Annotated in this window: 11 protein-coding genes; 3 read left to right on the top strand and 8 right to left on the bottom strand. The window is 58.6% G+C overall.

Annotated features, from left to right (window positions below):
• The first annotated feature begins 92 nt into the window (after positions 1–92).
• Entirely contained in the window at positions 93–1,409 is a 1,317-nt protein-coding gene (gene gntT / locus WFO70_RS20365) for a gluconate transporter (RefSeq protein ID WP_337018833.1), read from the top strand.
• 81 nt (positions 1,410–1,490) lie between these two features.
• Here gntT and malQ read toward each other — a convergent pair whose 3' ends face one another.
• Both malQ and malP read right to left on the bottom strand, forming a co-directional pair.
• Positions 1,491–3,575 (bottom strand): 4-alpha-glucanotransferase, encoded by a 2,085-nt coding sequence (gene malQ, locus WFO70_RS20360; RefSeq protein WP_337018831.1) that lies wholly within the window; start codon positions 3,573–3,575, stop codon positions 1,491–1,493.
• 9 nt (positions 3,576–3,584) lie between these two features.
• On the bottom strand, positions 3,585–5,978 hold the full coding sequence (malP, locus tag WFO70_RS20355) for a maltodextrin phosphorylase (RefSeq protein ID WP_337018829.1): 2,394 nt from the start codon (positions 5,976–5,978) through the stop codon (positions 3,585–3,587).
• 585 nt (positions 5,979–6,563) lie between these two features.
• Between malP and malT the strand changes: the two genes are divergently transcribed.
• Positions 6,564–9,269 (top strand): HTH-type transcriptional regulator MalT, encoded by a 2,706-nt coding sequence (gene malT / locus WFO70_RS20350; RefSeq protein WP_337018827.1) that lies wholly within the window; start codon positions 6,564–6,566, stop codon positions 9,267–9,269.
• Between the two features lie 79 nt (positions 9,270–9,348).
• On the opposite strand, the gene WFO70_RS20345 is transcribed toward malT, so the two are convergent.
• Genes WFO70_RS20345 through glpE form a run of 3 tightly spaced genes read right to left on the bottom strand, consistent with a single transcriptional unit; the run spans position 9,349 to position 11,330 of the window.
• Positions 9,349–10,107, bottom strand: a complete 759-nt coding sequence (locus WFO70_RS20345; protein ID WP_262661720.1) for a DeoR/GlpR family transcriptional regulator — start codon at positions 10,105–10,107, stop codon at positions 9,349–9,351.
• Between the two features lie 18 nt (positions 10,108–10,125).
• On the bottom strand, positions 10,126–10,956 hold the full coding sequence (gene glpG / locus WFO70_RS20340; protein ID WP_337018824.1) for a rhomboid family intramembrane serine protease GlpG: 831 nt from the start codon (positions 10,954–10,956) through the stop codon (positions 10,126–10,128).
• A gap of 44 nt (positions 10,957–11,000) precedes the next feature.
• Complete coding sequence (gene glpE, locus WFO70_RS20335; protein WP_337018822.1) at positions 11,001–11,330, bottom strand: thiosulfate sulfurtransferase GlpE; 330 nt, start codon at positions 11,328–11,330, stop codon at positions 11,001–11,003.
• Between the two features lie 207 nt (positions 11,331–11,537).
• On the opposite strand from glpE, the gene glpD reads away from it, so the two are divergent.
• Positions 11,538–13,046: a glycerol-3-phosphate dehydrogenase gene (glpD, locus tag WFO70_RS20330; protein ID WP_337018821.1), complete on the top strand. Its 1,509-nt coding sequence runs from the start codon at positions 11,538–11,540 to the stop codon at positions 13,044–13,046.
• A gap of 85 nt (positions 13,047–13,131) precedes the next feature.
• Here the strand turns inward: glpD and glgP are convergent, their stop codons facing one another.
• The 3 genes from glgP to glgC are packed head-to-tail and all read right to left on the bottom strand — an operon-like array spanning position 13,132 to position 18,327.
• A complete protein-coding gene (glgP, locus tag WFO70_RS20325) occupies positions 13,132–15,579 on the bottom strand; it encodes a glycogen phosphorylase (RefSeq protein ID WP_337018819.1) in 2,448 nt (815 codons plus the stop codon).
• A gap of 19 nt (positions 15,580–15,598) precedes the next feature.
• Positions 15,599–17,032 carry a glycogen synthase GlgA gene (gene glgA / locus WFO70_RS20320; RefSeq protein WP_337018817.1) on the bottom strand — a complete coding sequence of 478 codons (1,434 nt, stop codon included), beginning with the start codon at positions 17,030–17,032 and terminating at the stop codon, positions 15,599–15,601.
• Positions 17,032–18,327, bottom strand: a complete 1,296-nt coding sequence (gene glgC, locus WFO70_RS20315; RefSeq protein WP_337018815.1) for a glucose-1-phosphate adenylyltransferase — start codon at positions 18,325–18,327, stop codon at positions 17,032–17,034. Before glgC ends, glgA begins: the two co-directional genes overlap by 1 nt.
• Positions 18,328–18,339: the final 12 nt, after the last annotated feature.

Below are 18,339 nucleotides of genomic sequence, written 5' to 3'. Positions count from 1 at the left end.
TGCCAGGAAGTTCGCTGTTCCCAGTTGGGGCAACATTAATATGTCGTTGAAACAATGACGTTACCCATAACAATTTTAAAGGCCAGATAATCATGCCATTAGTCATCGTCGCTATCGGTGTAGTCCTGTTACTGCTCCTGATGATCCGTTTCAAAATGAACGGCTTCATTGCCCTTGTACTGGTGGCCCTTGCTGTCGGCCTGATGCAAGGGATGCCGCTGGTAAAAGTTATCAGCTCCATTAAAGCCGGTGTCGGCGGTACGCTCGGTAGCCTCGCGCTGATCATGGGCTTCGGCGCTATGCTCGGCAAAATGCTGGCTGACTGCGGTGGCGCACAGCGCATCGCGACCACGCTGATTGCAAAATTCGGCAAAAACAACATTCAGTGGGCCGTGGTCTTAACCGGCTTCACCGTCGGTTTTGCGCTGTTCTACGAAGTGGGCTTCGTGCTGATGCTGCCGCTGGTGTTCACCATCGCTGCCTCTGCCAGCATCCCGCTGCTGTATGTCGGTGTGCCAATGGCTGCGGCGCTGTCCGTGACCCACGGCTTCCTGCCGCCGCACCCGGGCCCGACCGCTATCGCCACCATCTTCCATGCGGACATGGGTAAAACCCTGCTGTTCGGTACCATCCTGGCGATCCCAACCGTCATTCTGGCTGGCCCGGTATTTGCCCGCACCCTGAAAGGCATCGACAAGCCGATCCCGGAAGGTCTGTACAACGCGAAAACCTTTACTGAAGCAGAAATGCCAAGCTTTGCCGTCAGCGTCTGGACCTCCCTGGTTCCGGTGGTGCTGATGGCTCTGCGTGCTGTCTGTGAAATGATCCTGCCGAAAGGCCATCCGGTTCTCGGCGTGGCGGAGTTCCTCGGTGACCCGGTGATGGCGACGCTGATTGCGGTCCTGATTGCCATGTTCACCTTCGGTCTGAACCGTGGTCGTTCCATGGATCAGATTAACGATACCCTGGGCTCGTCCATCAAAATCATCGCCATGATGCTGCTGATTATCGGCGGTGGCGGTGCGTTCAAACAGGTTCTGGTTGATAGCGGCGTGGACAAGTACATCGCCTCCATGATGCATGAAACCAACATCTCCCCTATCCTGATGGCATGGTCTATCGCGGCGGTTCTGCGTATCGCGCTGGGTTCGGCAACCGTTGCAGCTATCACTGCGGGCGGTATCGTTGCCCCTCTGATTGCTACCACCGGCGTCAGCCCTGAGCTGATGGTTATCGCGGTCGGTTCCGGTAGCGTGATCTTCTCTCACGTTAACGACCCGGGCTTCTGGCTGTTCAAGGAGTACTTCAACCTGACCATCGGCGAGACCATCCGGTCCTGGTCGATGCTGGAAACCATCATCTCCGTGTGCGGGCTGATTGGGTGCCTGCTGTTGGGTACGGTGGTTTGATGTGACCGTTGCCGGGTGGCGGCTACGCCTTACCCGGCCTACAAGGTCAATAAAAAACCCGCCATCAGGCGGGTTTTTTTATCACTTCTTCGCAGCCGCTTTTCGCCGCTTATCCAGATCTTTAATCAGCTTGTTCACCCCGTCATCGGCAAACATCGCCTCAAGAGAGGTAGACAGCTTGCGACGCCAGTTTTTGTACTGATAGCTGGTGCCCGGAATGTTCACCGGCTCCGCCATATCAATCCAGTCTTCCGGCTGCAGGCCCAGCAGGGCGCTGTTGCTGTCGGCAATGTAGCGCTGTAACCCGCGGTTAAGCGTCGGGGTCATCGACATCAACGATGCCTTGTGCCCGGTACGCTTCGGCAGGCAGCCGTGCGCGTGCAATGCATCCAGCAGCCCCTGCTTCGACAGCTCACGATCCTGATACAGGCCGCGCAGCATCACTTCGTCAGGGTAGAGGCCCAGCGTTTTGCCCAGGGTAAGGTCGCCGCTGTCCCACCAGCCACGAAGCGTAGGAAGGTCATGCGTCGTCGCGACTGCCATTGATTGTTCTGGATACGCCTCCGGCGCGCGGAAGTTCTTCTCAAGGTCGTTTTCAAAATAGAGCACTTTGTAGGAGTAAACGCCGCTGTCACGCAGCTTGCTGACGATTTCCACCGGGACGGTGCCGAGATCTTCCCCGATCACCATGCAGTTATGGCGCTTACTCTCCAGCGCAAGGATGGAGAGCAGATCGTCGACCGGATAATGCACGTAGGCCCCGTGGTCGGCGGTTTCACCGTACGGGATCCACCACAGGCGCAGGACCGACATCACGTGGTCGATACGCAGCGCGCCGCAGTTCTGCATGTTAGCGCGCAGCAGCTCGATAAAGGGCTCATAGGCACGGGCCGCGATGACGTGCGGATCCATCGGCGGCAGGCCCCAGTTCTGACCCAGCGGGCCCAGGATATCCGGTGGCGCGCCGACGGAGGCTTTCAGGCAGTAGAGCTCGCGATCGCACCAGGTTTCTGCTCCACCTTCGGCGACGCCCACCGCCAGGTCACGGTACAGGCCGATCGGCATGCCGTAGCCCTGGCTCTCCTGCCAGCAGGCGGCAAACTGGCTGTAGGCCAGCCACTGCAGCCAGAGGTAGAAATCGACCTCATCGGTATGCGTTTCGCAAAACGCTTTCACCGCCGGGGAGTCAACGGACTGATACTGCTCAGGCCACACCGGCCAGCCCCAGCGCATTTCGTCCTCTTTCACCTGATACGCGTGCAGGGCGTCAAACGCTGCCTGCCAGTAGAGGCTCTCCCCTTCCCGGGCAACAAACGCCCGGAACTCTGCCATCTGTTCGTCGTCACGCCGGGCAAAGCCTTTCCACGCCATGCGCAGTGCGGCCATCTTCAGCGCGGTGACGCTGGCATAATCAACCCACTCGGCGTCGCGGGCGCGTTGCAGCGCCTGTTGGGTGGTATCCATCTTCCACCAGGCCTGCGCCTCCTCGCTGTTGCGGAAATCCTCCACGGCGTTGACGTCAATGTAAATCACGTTCAGCCAGCGGCGGGAGGACGGGCTGTATGGGCTGGCGCTCTCCGGGTTCGCCGGATAGAGGGCATGGATCGGGTTGAGGCCGATAAAGGCCCCGCCGCGCTTGCCGACGTCGGCCAGCATCTTCTGCAGATCGCCGAAGTCGCCAATGCCCCAGTTCACCTCGGAGCGCAGCGTGTAGAGCTGCACGCAGGCACCCCACAGCTTCTTGCCCTCTTTCAGCGCCTGCGGCTCGTAGCAGCGTTTTGGCGCGACGATCACCCGGCAGTGCCAGCGATGAGCATCCTGCGTCAGCGTCAGGGTGTGATAACCCTCCGGCAGTTTTGCCGGCAGGTTGAGATTTTTGCCGCCCGTGGCGTGGCCCTTGTGCTGATGCCCCTCTTCGGTGGTCAGCAGCCAGCTAAAGTCGCCGCTGCCTTCAATCATCAGGGGCATCTTTTTGCCCGCGGTATAGACCATCACGTTCGGGACGGCGGTGACCGCCGCTTTCGCGACGGGTTTGGCTTTGTGCATGGCATCCAGCAAACGCCTCTTGGTCTCAGCACCAATAGACTGCGGTTTACCATGAGCATTGATATAGCTGGGGCTGATCCCCGCCGCCAGGGCGGCATTATCGAGACGTTTACTTTCCATCGCGCTTCCTTAGCGTTTTGCCTGCCAGATACGGGCCTGGTAGTCGCGGATTGAACGGTCAGAGCTGAACATGCCGCAACGCGCGGTGTTCAGAATGCACGCCCGGGTCCAGGCTTCCTGGTCGCGATACAGGACATCGACCTGTTTTTGCGCCTCAACGTAGCCGGCAAAATCGGCCATCAGCAGGTACGGATCGCCGCCCTGTTTGCCGATGCTGTGCAGCATCTGGTCGAACGCATGTTTGTCGCCGTCGCTATATTTGCCGCTCTCCAGCTCCTTCAGCACCGCATCCAGCAGTTTGTCTTTTTTACGCCATTTCACCGGGTCGTAACCTTTGGTTTTGATGGCTTTCACTTCTTCCACAGTATGGCCGAAGATAAAGATGTTCTCGTCGCCCACCTGCTCGGCAATCTCAACGTTGGCACCGTCCAGCGTTCCGACGGTCAGCGCGCCGTTCAGGGCCAGCTTCATGTTACCGGTGCCGGAGGCCTCTTTGCCCGCAGTAGAAATCTGCTCAGAGACGTCCGCCGCCGGGATCAGCAGCTCCGCCGCCGAGACGCAGTAATCCGGCAGGAAGACCACTTTCAGCTTGTCGCCCACGAGCGGATCGTTGTTCACCGCGTCGGCCACTTTATTGATAGCGAAGATGATGTTTTTTGCCAGGTAATATCCCGGGGCCGCTTTCGCACCAAACAGGAACACGCGCGGTACGCGGTCGGCCTGCGGGTTCTCGCGGATCTCCTTGTACAGGGCCAGAATGTGCAGCAGGTTCAGGTGCTGACGCTTGTACTCGTGCAGACGTTTAATCTGGATATCAAAGATCGCGTTCGGGTTAATTTCAATCCCGGTGCGGGTTTTGACAAACGCCGCCAGGCGCACCTTGTTGTCCTGCTTGATGGTGCGGTACGTCTCGCGGAACGCCGCATCGTCGGCATACTTTTCCAGGTTGATCAGCTGGTCGAGATCGTTGGCCCACTCTTTCTCCAGCGAGGAATCCAGCAGCGCGGCCAGTTTCGGGTTGCACTGTTTGATCCAGCGACGCGGCGTGATGCCGTTGGTGACGTTGTGGAACTTGTTCGGCCACAGCTGGTGATATTCCGGGAACAGATCTTTCACCACCAGGTCGGAGTGCAGCGCGGCCACGCCGTTCACCGCAAAGCCGCTCACCACGCACAGGTTAGCCATGCGAACCTGCTTGTCGAACACTACTGCCAGCTTCGCCCATACCGCTTTATCGCCCGGCCAGGTTTTATCAACCAGCTTTTTGAAGCGGTTGTTGATCTCGTTGATGATCTGCATATGGCGCGGCAGCAGGGTTTTAATCAGCTTCTCGTCCCAGCACTCCAGCGCCTCTGGCATCAGGGTGTGGTTGGTGTAGGCGAAGGTTTTGCTGGTGATCGCCCAGGCATCGTCCCAGCTCATCTGGTGCTCGTCGATCAGCACGCGCAGCAGTTCCGGGATGGCGATGGTCGGGTGGGTGTCGTTGAGCTGGATCACTTCGTAATCCGCCAGCTCGGCCAGCTTGCGGCCCGCCAGATGATGGCGACGCAGAATGTCGGCCACGGAACAGGCGCACTGGAAGTACTGCTGCATCAGGCGCAGCTTCTTGCCCGCCAGATGGTTATCGTTCGGGTAGAGGACTTTGGTCAACTTGTCGGCGTCGATGCCCTGCTGCTCAGCACGCAGGAAATCGCCGTCGTTGAATTTGGTCAGGTTGAACGGATGCGCATGGGTCGCCTGCCACAGGCGCAGCGGCTGTGCCACGCCGTTACGGTAGCCCAGCACCGGCAGATCCCAGGCCTGGCCGGTAATGGTAAAGCCCGGCTCCCACTGGCCCGCTTTGGTCACTTTACCGCCAATGCCGACCTGCACGTCCAGCGCTTCGTTGTGGCGGAACCACGGGTAGCTGCCGCGATGCCAGTCGTCCGGGGCTTCCATCTGCTGGCCGTCGGCAAAGGACTGACGGAACAGGCCGTACTGATAGTTCAGACCGTAGCCGGTCGCCGACTGGCCTACCGTCGCCATCGAGTCGAGGAAGCAGGCCGCCAGACGACCCAGACCGCCGTTGCCCAGCGCCGGATCGATCTCCTCTTCCAGCAGGTCGGTCAGGTGGATGTTGTGCGTGCTCAGCACATCGCTGACCTCCTGATACCAGCCGAGGTTCAGCAGGTTGTTGCCGGTCAGACGGCCAATCAGGAACTCCATGGAGATGTAGTTAACGTGGCGCTGGCCTTTGACGGGCTTCACCGCGGGTTGAGCGCTCAGCAGCTCGGCAAGCGCTCCGCTGACGGCCTGCCACCACTGGCGGGAGGTCATGTCTTCGGCGGCATGTAAACCAAAACGCTGCCACTGACGCGTCAGGGCAGCCTGGAATTGAGCTTTGTTGAAAGTAGGCTGTGACATAGGGAATCTGCATCCTGTAGAGAGAAAATGAGGCGTTGGTGCTAGTGTGCCTGGCTCCTCATGCCTCTTCCTCCTCCTGCCGGGGATTAGACAGGGAGGAGTAGCGGGGATGAGCACTAAAGTGTGATCGCGGCCACTTTCTGCGGCGAAAGTGTGGGGCATTCAGGCCACGATTTCCGGGAAGGGAATCAAAAAAATGAAATGCGGTTTCGCCTGAAATAGAGGCACACAGAAATAATTACTTACCCGACGTAATATTGTTCAGAATTTACTGCATCGCAGTATGTTATTTCAGGTGAGTGACCATCCCGCCACGCTATTAACTTTTCACCGCCTTTCGGCTTCTATATTCCTTTTTATGCTTAACCTCCCGAAAACACGCCACGCCAGTATCCATGCGCTTTCGAGGCCCATCGGGAAAGTTCCCTCCCCCGTCGATATATTTTTGTGACAGAGTGCAAATTAAGGGACATAAAACCCGGACATAACTTGCAATAAAAGGGTTTCTGACCGACCTTATATGCATTAATTACGAAGCGCAAAAAAAATCAAAAATCTCGATTTCCACACAGTGAAGTGAAAACTATGTTGATTCCGTCTAAATTAAGTCGCCCGGTTCGTCTTGACCATACTGTGGTCCGCGAACGCTTGCTGGCGAAACTTTCCGGCGCGAACAATTTCCGACTGGCGCTGGTAACGAGCCCTGCAGGCTACGGCAAAACGACGCTCATTTCACAGTGGGCTTCCGGCAAGACCGATCTTGGCTGGTACTCCCTCGATGAGGGCGACAACCAGCAGGAGCGTTTTGCCAGCTATCTGATCGCTGCCATTCAGCAGGCGACCAACGGCCACTGTGTGACCAGCGAAGTGATGGTGCAGAAGCGCCAGTACGCCAGCCTCTCTTCCCTGTTTTCGCAACTGTTTATCGAGCTGGCCGAATGGCATCGCCCGCTCTATCTGGTTATTGATGACTACCACCTGATCACCAACCCGGTTATTCACGAGTCGATGCGCTTTTTCCTGCGCCACCAGCCAGAAAACCTGACCCTGGTGATCCTGTCGCGTAACCTGCCGCAGTTGGGCATTGCCAACCTGCGCGTGCGCGACCAGCTGCTGGAAATCGGCAGCCAGCAGCTCTCCTTTACCCATCAGGAAGCGAAGCAGTTCTTTGACTGCCGCCTGAAATCCCCTATCGAGGTGGCTGAGAGCAGCCGCCTGTGTGACGACGTGGCAGGCTGGGCAACCGCCCTGCAGCTGATTGCCCTGTCGGCCCGGCATAACAACAGTTCGACGCAGCAGTCCGCCCGTCGTCTGTCGGGGATCAATGCCAGCCATCTCTCCGATTACCTGGTGGATGAGGTGCTCGACAGCGTCGATCAATCCACCCGTCAGTTCCTGCTGAAAAGCTCCCTGCTGCGCTCGATGAACGATGCGCTGATTGTGCGCGTCACCGGCGAAGACAACGGCCAGATGCGTCTGGAAGAGATCGAACGTCAGGGGTTGTTCCTGCAGCGCATGGACGACTCCGGGGAGTGGTTCAGCTACCACCCGCTGTTTGGCAGCTTCCTGCGCCAGCGCTGCCAGTGGGAGCTGGCAACCGAATTACCGGAAGTCCACCGCGCCGCCGCCGAGAGCTGGATGGCCCAGGGCTTCCCGAGCGAGGCCATTCACCACGCCCTGGCGGCGGGGGATGCCCATATGCTGCGCGATATTCTGCTCAACCACGCCTGGAGCCTGTTTAACCACAGCGAGCTGGCCCTGCTGGAGGAGTCATTAAAAGCGCTGCCGTGGGAGAGCCTGCTGGAGAACCCGCGTCTGGTGCTGCTGCAGGCCTGGCTGATGCAGAGCCAGCACCGCTACAGCGAAGTGAATACCCTGCTGGCCCGCGCCGAGCAGGAGATGAAAGGCGAGATGGACGCGGCCCTGTACGGCGAATTCAACGCCCTGCGCGCGCAGGTAGCCATTAACGACGGTAACCCGGATGAGGCTCAGCGCCTGGCGCTGGGGGCGCTGGAGGAGCTGCCGCTGGCGAACTTCTACAGCCGCATCGTCGCCACCTCGGTGCACGGGGAAGTGCTGCACTGTAAGGGCGACCTTACCCGCTCCCTGTCGCTGATGCAGCAAACCGAGCAGATGGCGCGCCGTCATGACGTCTGGCACTACGCCCTGTGGAGTCTGATCCAGCAGAGCGAAATTTTGTTTGCTCAGGGCTTCCTGCAGGCCGCCTGGGAGACCCAGGAGAAAGCCTTCACCCTGATCCGAGATCAGCACCTGGAACAGCTGCCGATGCACGAGTTCCTGCTGCGCATTCGCGCTCAGCTGCTGTGGGCCTGGTCCCGCCTGGACGAAGCCGAAAGCACCGCCCGTCATGGGGTCGACGTGCTCTCCACCTATCAGCCGCAGCAGCAGCTGCAGTGTCTGGGCCTGCTGGTTCAGTGCTCGCTGGCGCGCGGCGATCTGGATAACGCCCGTAACCACCTTAACCGTCTGGAGAACCTGCTCGGCAACGGTCAGTATCACAGCGACTGGGTGTCCAACGCCGATAAGGTCCGGGTAATTTACTGGCAGATGACCGGCAACAAGAAATCGGCGGCCAACTGGCTGCGCCAGACGCCGAAGCCGGAGTTTGCCAATAACCACTTCCTGCAGAGCCAGTGGCGCAACATTGCCCGGGCGCAGATCCTGTTAGGCGAATTCGAACCGGCGGAGATGGTGCTGGAAGAGTTAAACGAAAACGCCCGCAGCCTGCGTCTGATGAGCGATCTGAACCGCAACCTGCTGCTGCAGAACCAGCTCTACTGGCAGGCCGGACGCAAAAACGATGCCCAGCGCGTGCTGCTGGAAGCCTTGCAGCTGGCGAACCGCACCGGGTTTATCAGCCACTTTGTGATTGAAGGCGAGACTATGGCGCAGCAGCTGCGCCAGCTCATTCAGCTTAATACCCTGCCGGAGCTGGACCAGCACCGCGCCCAGCGCATCCTGCGGGAGATTAACCAGCATCACCGCCACAAATTCGCCCATTTCGATGAGACCTTCGTGGAGCGTCTGCTGACCCATCCGGAAGTCCCGGAGCTGATCCGCACCAGCCCGCTGACCCAGCGTGAGTGGCAGGTGCTGGGGCTGATCTACTCAGGTTACAGCAACGAGCAGATCGCCGGTGAGCTGGCCGTGGCGGCCACCACCATCAAAACGCATATCCGGAATCTGTATCAGAAGCTGGGCGTCGCCCACCGCCAGGATGCGGTGCTGCATGCGCAGCAGCTGTTGAAGATGATGGGGTACGGGGTGTAATTCATTGCCCGGCGGCGCTACGCTTGCACGGGCCTACGGTTTTGTAGGTCGGGTAAGCGCAGCGCCACCCGACATGAATTCAGCACAGCTCTAACTGCAACTTATTATCCCGAATCACTTTCAGCACCCCTTCAGGCGGCATCACGTCGGTATAGACCGCGTTCACCATGCTGATGCTGCCCATATTGACCATCGCGTTACGGCCAAACTTCGAGTGATCCACTACCAGCATCACGTGGCGCGAGTTCTCAATGATCGCCCGCTTGGTGCGCACTTCATGGTAGTCAAACTCCAGCAGCGAGCCGTCGGTATCGATGCCGCTGATGCCGAGGATGCCGAAGTCGAGGCGGAATTGGGAGATAAAGTCGAGGGTCGCTTCACCAATAATCCCGCCGTCACGGCTGCGCAGCTCACCCCCCGCGAGGATGATACGGAAGTCCTCTTTTTGCATCAGGGTGGTGGCGACGTTGAGGTTGTTAGTGACGACCCGCAGGTTCTCATGGTTCAGCAGGGCGTGGGCCACCGCTTCCGGCGTGGTGCCGATGTCGATAAACAGCGTCGCGCCGTTCGGGATCTGGCTCGCCACCTTACGGGCGATGCGCTCCTTCTCAGACGTCTGCGTCGCTTTGCGGTCGTGCCAGGGGGTGTTCACCGAACTGGACGGCAGCGCCGCGCCACCGTGGTGGCGCAGGATGCGGTTCTGATCGGCCAGGTCGTTGAGATCCCGACGAATGGTCTGTGGGCTGACGGCAAACTGCTCCACCAGCTCCTCCGTGCTGACGTATCCCTGCTTTTTCACCAGATCGATAATGGCATCATGACGTTGTGTTTGTTTCATCAGAGTTCCCTGCCAGAATTATGTTCGTTTTCGCGCATTTAGCGTATCGGCAAACGCCATCGCCAGCCCGACCGCCAGTCCGGCCACGTGTGCGCCGTTGGCAATCGCCATGCCAAACAGATCAAACCATCCGGCAATAATCCAGATTAATGCGAAGGTCATTAAACCGCGCTGCAAATAGATGCCGCTCGCGGGATCGCGCTCGCCGCGCAGCCAGACATAGCCCATCAGGGCGTAGACCACGCCGGAGAGGCCGCCAAACCACGGGCCACCAAACTTATGCTGGATAAAGCCGCTGAGCAGCGCGCTGATCAGCGTCAACACGATGAGCTTGCCGCTGCCGAGCCGCTTCTCCACCGCCCCGCCGAGATACCACCACCACAGCAGGTTAAAGAGGATATGCAGCACCGAGAAGTGCATCAGCGCGTGGGTGAAGTAGCGCCAGAACTCAAACTCAACGGAGGCGTCATATGGCCAGGCCAGCATCAGCATCACCTGCTGATCGCCCACCACGCTCATCAGAATGAAGACCAGGATACAGGCCGCCATCAACCCCAGCGTAAAGGGCCCCGCGCGTTCGCGCAGGGTCGCCAGGAAAGGGAAGCGCTGGTAGTGCAGCCCGCTGCTGGTATGGCCTGCCTGCCAGCTTGCCGCCAGATAGCGCGCATCGCCGGGGTTCTTGAGAAAACGCGCCAGCTCGGCATTGACCCGGGAGGCCTGGCTCTCATCCGCCAGCCAGACGTCGGTCTGGGTATGTTGTTGAATGGTGAGGATAACACCCTGCGTCGCCATATAGTCGACAAACGCCTGGGCGACGCGCGGGTTGGTAAAAGAGGTAATCATCAGCATCGGCGGCAGTCGCTTATTCCACACAAAAGGGGACAGTATATACCCTAAATGTCCGCGTGCTCGACTTCTGCCGGGAAATGACGGTGCCAGGCATCGAATCCGCCGTCAACGCTGTAGACCGCTTCAAAGCCCTGCTGGAGCAGGTATTGCGCCGCGCCTTTGCTGCTGTTGCCGTGATAGCACATCACCATCACCGGGGTCTCGAAATCGTTCTCGCGCATAAATTCGCTCAGGGAGGCGTTGGTCAGGTGAAACGCGCCCGGCGTATGGCCCATGGCGAAGCTTTGCGGATCGCGGATGTCCACCAGCACCGCCAGTCCCTGGTGCATTTTCTGGTGGGCTTCTTCTACGTTAATACATTCAAAATGTTCCATGGTGCTCTCTGTTATGTGTGCAGGTGCAGTGCGGCCTGATGCCCTCACTATCTTATCGGCTAGTGTACGTCCTGGCGGCGGGTAAACGCCATTATGTTAGCTATATCACTCAAATTTGTTTTTTTGATGTTACTAAAATCCATTTCCTTTGCTAATATGAGCGATATCGAACATTTTTGAGCTTTTACGAAAGTGCGTGAGGATACAATGGAAACCAAAGATCTGATTGTTATCGGTGGCGGAATTAACGGGGCGGGCATCGCGGCGGACGCGGCCGGGCGCGGGCTATCTGTCCTGATGCTGGAAGCGCAGGATCTCGCCTGTGCCACCTCCTCCGCCAGCTCTAAGCTGATCCACGGTGGCCTGCGTTATCTGGAGCACTACGAGTTCCGCCTGGTCAGTGAGGCGCTGGCCGAGCGCGAAGTGCTGCTGAAAATGGCCCCGCATATCGCCACCCCAATGCGTTTTCGTCTGCCGCACCGCCCGCATCTGCGTCCGGCCTGGATGATCCGCATTGGTCTGTTTATGTACGATCACCTGGGCAAACGTACCAGCCTGCCCGCCTCTGCCGGTGTGCGTTTTGGCGCAGACTCGGTGCTGAAGCCTGAAATCGTGCGCGGATTCGAATATTCCGACTGCTGGGTGGATGATGCCCGTCTGGTGCTCGCTAACGCGCAAATGGTTGAACGCAAAGGCGGCGAGGTGAAAACCCGCACCCGCGCCGTCTCTGCCCGTCGCGAAAACGGGCTGTGGATCGTCGAAGCCGAAGATATTGATACCGGCGAGCGTTTCAGCTGGCAGGCGCGCGGTCTGGTGAATGCCACCGGCCCATGGGTGAAGCAGTTCTTCGACCAGGGGATGCAGCTCCCGTCGCCGTATGGCATCCGTCTGATCAAGGGCAGCCATATCGTGGTGCCGCGGGTGCATACCCAGAAGCAGGCCTATATTCTGCAAAACGAAGACAAGCGCATCGTGTTTGTGATCCCGTGGATGGATGAGTTCTCGATCATTGGTACCACCGACGTGGAGTACAAAGGCGATCCGAAAAGCGTCGCTATCGACGAGAGTGAAATCAGCTATCTGCTGAAGGTCTATAACGCCCACTTTAAGAAGCCGCTGGCGCGGGACGATGTGGTCTGGAGCTACTCGGGGGTGCGTCCGCTGTGCGATGACGAGTCCGACTCTCCGCAGGCCATCACTCGTGATTACACCCTCGATATTCACGATGACCACGGCAAAGCGCCGCTGCTGTCAGTGTTTGGCGGCAAGCTCACCACCTATCGCAAGCTGGCTGAGCATGCGATGGAAAAACTGGCACCGTTCTATCAGGGTATCGGTCCGGCATGGACCAAAGGCGCGGTGCTGCCTGGCGGCGACATCGGCGGCAACCGCGATGACTATGCAGCGAAGTTGCGCCGTCGCTATCCGTTTATCAGCGAATCCATGGCCCGCCACTTTGCCCGCACCTACGGCAGCAACAGTGAGCTGATCCTGAATGACGCGAAGGATCTCAGCGATCTGGGCGAGCATTTTGGTCACGAGTTCTACGAGGTAGAGTTACGCTATTTAGCCGACCACGAGTGGGTACGCCGCGCGGACGATGCGCTGTGGCGTCGTACCAAAGAGGGGATGTGGCTGAATGCGGAGCAGCAGTCCCGCGTAGCCCTGTGGCTGGCCGAGCGTACGGGAAAGCGTGAGTTGTCGTTAGCATCGTGAAAAAGCCGGGTGGCGGCTTCGCCTTACCCGGCCTACAAAGAGACGAACATGTAGGCCCGGTAAGCGTAGCGCCACCGGGCTTTTTTTACAGTTTCACCGGATCAATATGCCAGATGGTCTCGGCATACTCCTGGATAGTGCGATCGGAGGAGAAGTAGCCCATGTTGGCGATGTTGTGCATCGCTTTGGTGGTCCACTCTTCCGGCTTGCGATACAGCTCGTCGACCTTGTCCTGACAATCCACATAGCTGCGGTAGTCTGCCAGCACCTGGTAGTGGTCACCGAAGTTAATCAGCGAATCCACGAGGTCGCGGTAGCGGCCAGGCTCGTCCGGGTTGAAGACCCCGGTACCAATCTGCGTCAGCACCTGACGCAGCTCTTCATCCTGCTCGTAGTAATCACGCGGCGAGTAGCCCTTCGCACGTAGGGCCTCCACCTCTTCCGTGGTGTTACCAAAGATGAAGATATTCTCTTCGCCCACGTGCTCCAGCATCTCGACATTGGCACCATCCAGCGTGCCGATGGTCAGCGCGCCGTTGAGGGCAAATTTCATGTTACTGGTGCCGGAAGCTTCGGTGCCCGCGGTGGAGATCTGCTCCGAGAGATCGGCTGCCGGGATAATCAGCTGGGCCAGACTCACGCTGTAGTTCGGGATAAAGACGACCTTCAGCTTGTCACCAATCTGCGGATCGTTGTTGATCACCTTCGCCACGTCGTTGATCAGGTGAATGATGTGCTTCGCCATGTAGTAGGCCGAGGCCGCTTTCCCGGCGAAGATGTTCACGCGCGGCACCCAGTCGGCATCCGGATCGGCTTTGATGCGGTTGTAACGGGTGATCACGTGCAGCACGTTCATCAGCTGACGTTTGTACTCGTGGATACGTTTGATCTGCACGTCGAACAGCGCTTTCGGGTTGGCCACCACGTTGAGATGCAGCGCCATCCACACCGCCAGCCGCTTTTTATTCAGCAGCTTGGCATCACGCACCGCCTTATTCACCGTCGGGAAATCGGCGTGCTGCTCCAGCTCGCTCAGCTGGCTTAAATCGGTACGCCAGTTGCGGCCGATGTTCTCGTCGAGCACGTCGGAGAGCGGCTGGTTAGCCAGCGCCAGCCAGCGGCGCGGCGTCACCCCATTGGTGACGTTGCAGAAACGCATCGGGAAGATTTTGGCAAAGTCAGCAAACAGCGACTGTACCATCAGGTTGGAGTGCAGTTCCGACACGCCATTAACCTTGTGGCTAATCACCACCGCCAGCCACGCCATACGCACCCGGCGGCCATTGGACTCATCAATGATCGAGGTGCGGCTCAGCAGGCCGGTGTCGTGCGGGTACTGCTCCTGCAAGGTTTTCAGGAAGAAGTCGTTGATCTCAAAGATGATCTGCAGGTGGCGCGGCAGGATTTTGCCGAGCATATCCACCGGCCAGGTCTCCAGCGCTTCGCTCATCAACGTGTGGTTGGTGTAGGAGAAGACCTGGCAGGTCACCTCAAACGCCTCGTCCCAGCTGAACTTATGTTCGTCGATCAGCAGGCGCATCAGCTCCGGGATCGACAGCACCGGGTGGGTGTCGTTAAGGTGGATAGCGGTTTTTTCCGCCAGGTTGGCGTAGGTTTTATGCAGCTGGTAGTGGCGGCTCAGGATGTCCTGAATGGTCGCAGAGACCAGGAAGTACTCCTGACGCAGACGCAGCTCGCGCCCGGAGTAGGTAGAGTCATCCGGGTACAGGACGCGGGAGACATTCTCGGAGTGGTTTTTGTCCTCCACCGCCGCGAAATAGTCGCCCTGATTGAATTTACCGAGGTTAATCTCGCTACTGGCCTGGGCGTTCCACAGACGCAGCGTGTTGGTGGCATCGGTGTCGTAGCCCGGGATAATCTGGTCGTAGGCCACGGCGAGGATCTCTTCGGTTTCGACCCAGCGGCTCTTTTTGCCTTCCTGCTGGATACGTCCACCAAAGCGCACTTTGTAGCGGGTGTTATGACGCTTGAACTCCCACGGGTTGCCGTACTCCAGCCAGTAGTCCGGGGACTCTTTCTGCCGTCCGTCGACGATGTTCTGTTTGAACATACCGTAATCGTAGCGGATACCGTAGCCGCGTCCCGGCAGGGCGAGCGTCGCCAGCGAGTCGAGGAAGCAGGCTGCCAGACGACCGAGACCGCCGTTGCCTAAGCCGGGGTCGTTCTCTTCGTCGATCAGCTCCTCTAAATCCAGCCCCATCTCTTCCAGTGCGGTTTTGACGTCGTCATAGATACCCAGCGACAACAGCGCATTGGAGAGGGTGCGGCCAATCAAGAACTCCATCGACAGATAGTAAACCTGGCGGGTCTCCTGTGAGAGCTGGGCGCGGTTAGAGCGCAGCCAGCGTTCAACCAGCCGGTCACGCACGGCAAACAGCGTGGCGTTGAGCCACTCGTGTTTGTTAGCAATCACCGGATCTTTGCCGATGATGAACATCAGCTTGTAAGCGATTGAGTGCTTTAACGCCTCAATGCTTACCGTGGGAGACGCATAGGAAAAAGGTGCATTCATATCTCTGATTCCAGCATTGTTACATCAAGCGTTGATAAAGATCGCGGTAGGACTGCGCCGCAACTTGCCAGCTAAAATCCATGGCCATCGCCTGGCGCTGAACAAAACGCCACAAAGAAGGACGAGACCACAACACGAAGGCACGACGAATCGCGCGTAACAGCGACCAGGCATTACTGTCCTCAAAGACAAATCCGCTGGCGATTCCGTCTGCCAGGTTCTCCAGCGAGGTGTCGGATACGGTATCCGCCAGCCCGCCGGTACGCCGCACCAGCGGCAGCGTGCCGTACTTCAGACCATACAGCTGGGTTAAGCCGCAGGGCTCAAAGCGACTCGGCACCAGGATAACGTCGGCGCCCGCCATGATGCGGTGCGAAAACGCTTCGTGATAGCCAATCTGAACGCCAACCTGACCCGGATGCTCGGCGGCCGCCGCAAGGAAGCCCTCCTGCAATACCGGATCGCCCGCGCCCAGCAGTGCCAGCTGTCCGCCCTGCTCCAGCAGGCCCGGCAGCGCCTCGAGCACCAGATCGAGCCCTTTCTGGCTGGTCAGACGGCTCACCACCGCAAACAGCGGTACCTTCTCGTTGACCTTCAGCCCCATGGCAATTTGCAGCTGACGTTTGTTCTCGGCCTTATCTTCTACGGAATCGCGGTTGTAACGCGCGGTCAGCAGCAGATCCGACTCCGGGCTCCAGATTTTTTCATCCACGCCGTTGAGAATGCCCGACAGACGCCCTTCGCGCTGGCGTTGTGCGAGCAGCCCCTCCATGCCGTAGCCAAACTGCGGCTCGGTGATCTCCCGCGCATAGGTCGGACTCACGGCGGTGATGTGATCCGCGTAGTACAGCCCGGCCTTGAGGAACGAAATCTGCCCGTTAAACTCCAGCCCATGGATATTAAAGAACGACCATGGCAGATCGATGTCATCCATATGTTTGGCTAAATACAGCCCCTGATAGGCCAGGTTATGCACGGTAAAGACCGACTTCGCCGGATGGCCACGCGCCGCCAGATACGCCGGAGCGAGCCCGGCGTGCCAGTCGTGGGCGTGCACCACGTCCGGACGCCAGAACGGATCCAGCCCGGAGGCCATCTCCGCCCCAACCCAGCCGAGCAGCGCGAAACGCAGCACGTTATCGGTATAGGCAAATAAGTTGGTGTCGTGGTACGGGCTCCCTGGGCGGTCATACAGGTGCGGGGCATCAATCAGGTAGATGCCCACGCCGTTGTAATGACCAAACAGTAATGTGATGCGCCCGGCAAAGGTGTCGCGGCGGCTGACAATCTGGGCGTCAGGGATGCCGCGACGGATATCGGGAAAAGCGGGTAACAGCACGCGAGTATCGACCCCACCGGCAATTTGCGCCGCCGGTAGCGCCCCAATCACATCCGCCAACCCGCCGGTTTTCAGCAACGGGAACATCTCAGAACAAACGTGTAAAACCTGCATCATCGCTCCTGTTTGATCTGCAGTTTACGCAGCATTTCACGCGTAACCAGCACGATGCCTTCTTCTGAGCGGTAGAAACGGCGCGCGTCCTCTTCCGCGTTTTCTCCAATTACCATGCCTTCCGGAATGACGCAGGCACGGTCGATAACGCAACGACGCAGGCGGCACGAGCGGCCAACCCAGACGTCGGGTAACAAGACTGACGAATCAATGTTGCAGAAGGAGTTCACCCGCACGCGTGGGAACAGCACCGACTGCACCACCACCGAGCCCGAAATAATGCACCCGCCAGAGACCAGCGAGTTCAGCGTCATGCCGTGGCTGCCCGAGCGGTCCTGGACAAATTTCGCCGGCGGCAGGGACTCCATATGGGTACGGATCGGCCAATTATGGTCGTACATGTCCAGCTCCGGCGTCACCGAGGCCAGATCGAGGTTAGCCTTCCAGTACGCCTCCAGGGTACCGACATCACGCCAGTAAGGTTCTGACTTCGGATCGGACTGCACGCAGGAGAGTGGGAATGGATGTGCATAGGCCATGCCAGATTTGGTGATTTTCGGGATGATATCTTTACCGAAGTCGTGGCTGGATTTCTCATCCTTGTCGTCCTCTTCCAGCAGTTGATAAAGGTAATCTGCATCAAAGACATAGATCCCCATGCTGGCCAGCGATTTGGTGTCATCTCCCGGCATTGACGGTGGGTTCGCCGGTTTTTCAACGAACTCGATCACCTTGTCGTTTTCGTCCACCGCCATCACGCCAAAGGCCGTCGCTTCGGCAACGGGCACCGGCATACAGGCTACGGTGCAGCGCGCCCCTTTTTCGACATGGTCGATGAGCATGCGCGAGTAGTCCTGCTTGTAGATGTGGTCCCCGGCGAGGATCACCACGTACTCGGCGTCATAGCGACGAATAATGTCGAGGTTTTGCGTCACCGCATCGGCGGTACCGCGATACCAGTTTTCGCCGTGCACGCGCTGTTGGGCAGGTAACAGGTCGACAAACTCGTTCATCTCCTCACTGAAGAACGACCAGCCGCGCTGAATATGCTGCACCAGGGTGTGTGACTGGTACTGGGTGATGACGCCAATACGGCGAATGCCTGAGTTCAGGCAGTTTGACAGGGCAAAATCGATAATACGGAATTTACCGCCAAAGTGGACGGCGGGCTTGGCGCGCTTAATCGTTAAATCTTTTAATCGGGTACCGCGGCCGCCAGCAAGAATCAGGGCAACAGACTTCAATGGCAGCTGACGCGCCAACATGAGAGGGTCGTTCTTATCTAACCTAACCATGATCAACTCCTT

It is taken from the genome of Leclercia sp. AS011, from assembly GCF_037152535.1.
GTDB lineage: Bacteria > Pseudomonadota > Gammaproteobacteria > Enterobacterales > Enterobacteriaceae > Enterobacter.
This window is presented reverse-complemented; position numbering and strand designations above follow the sequence as displayed.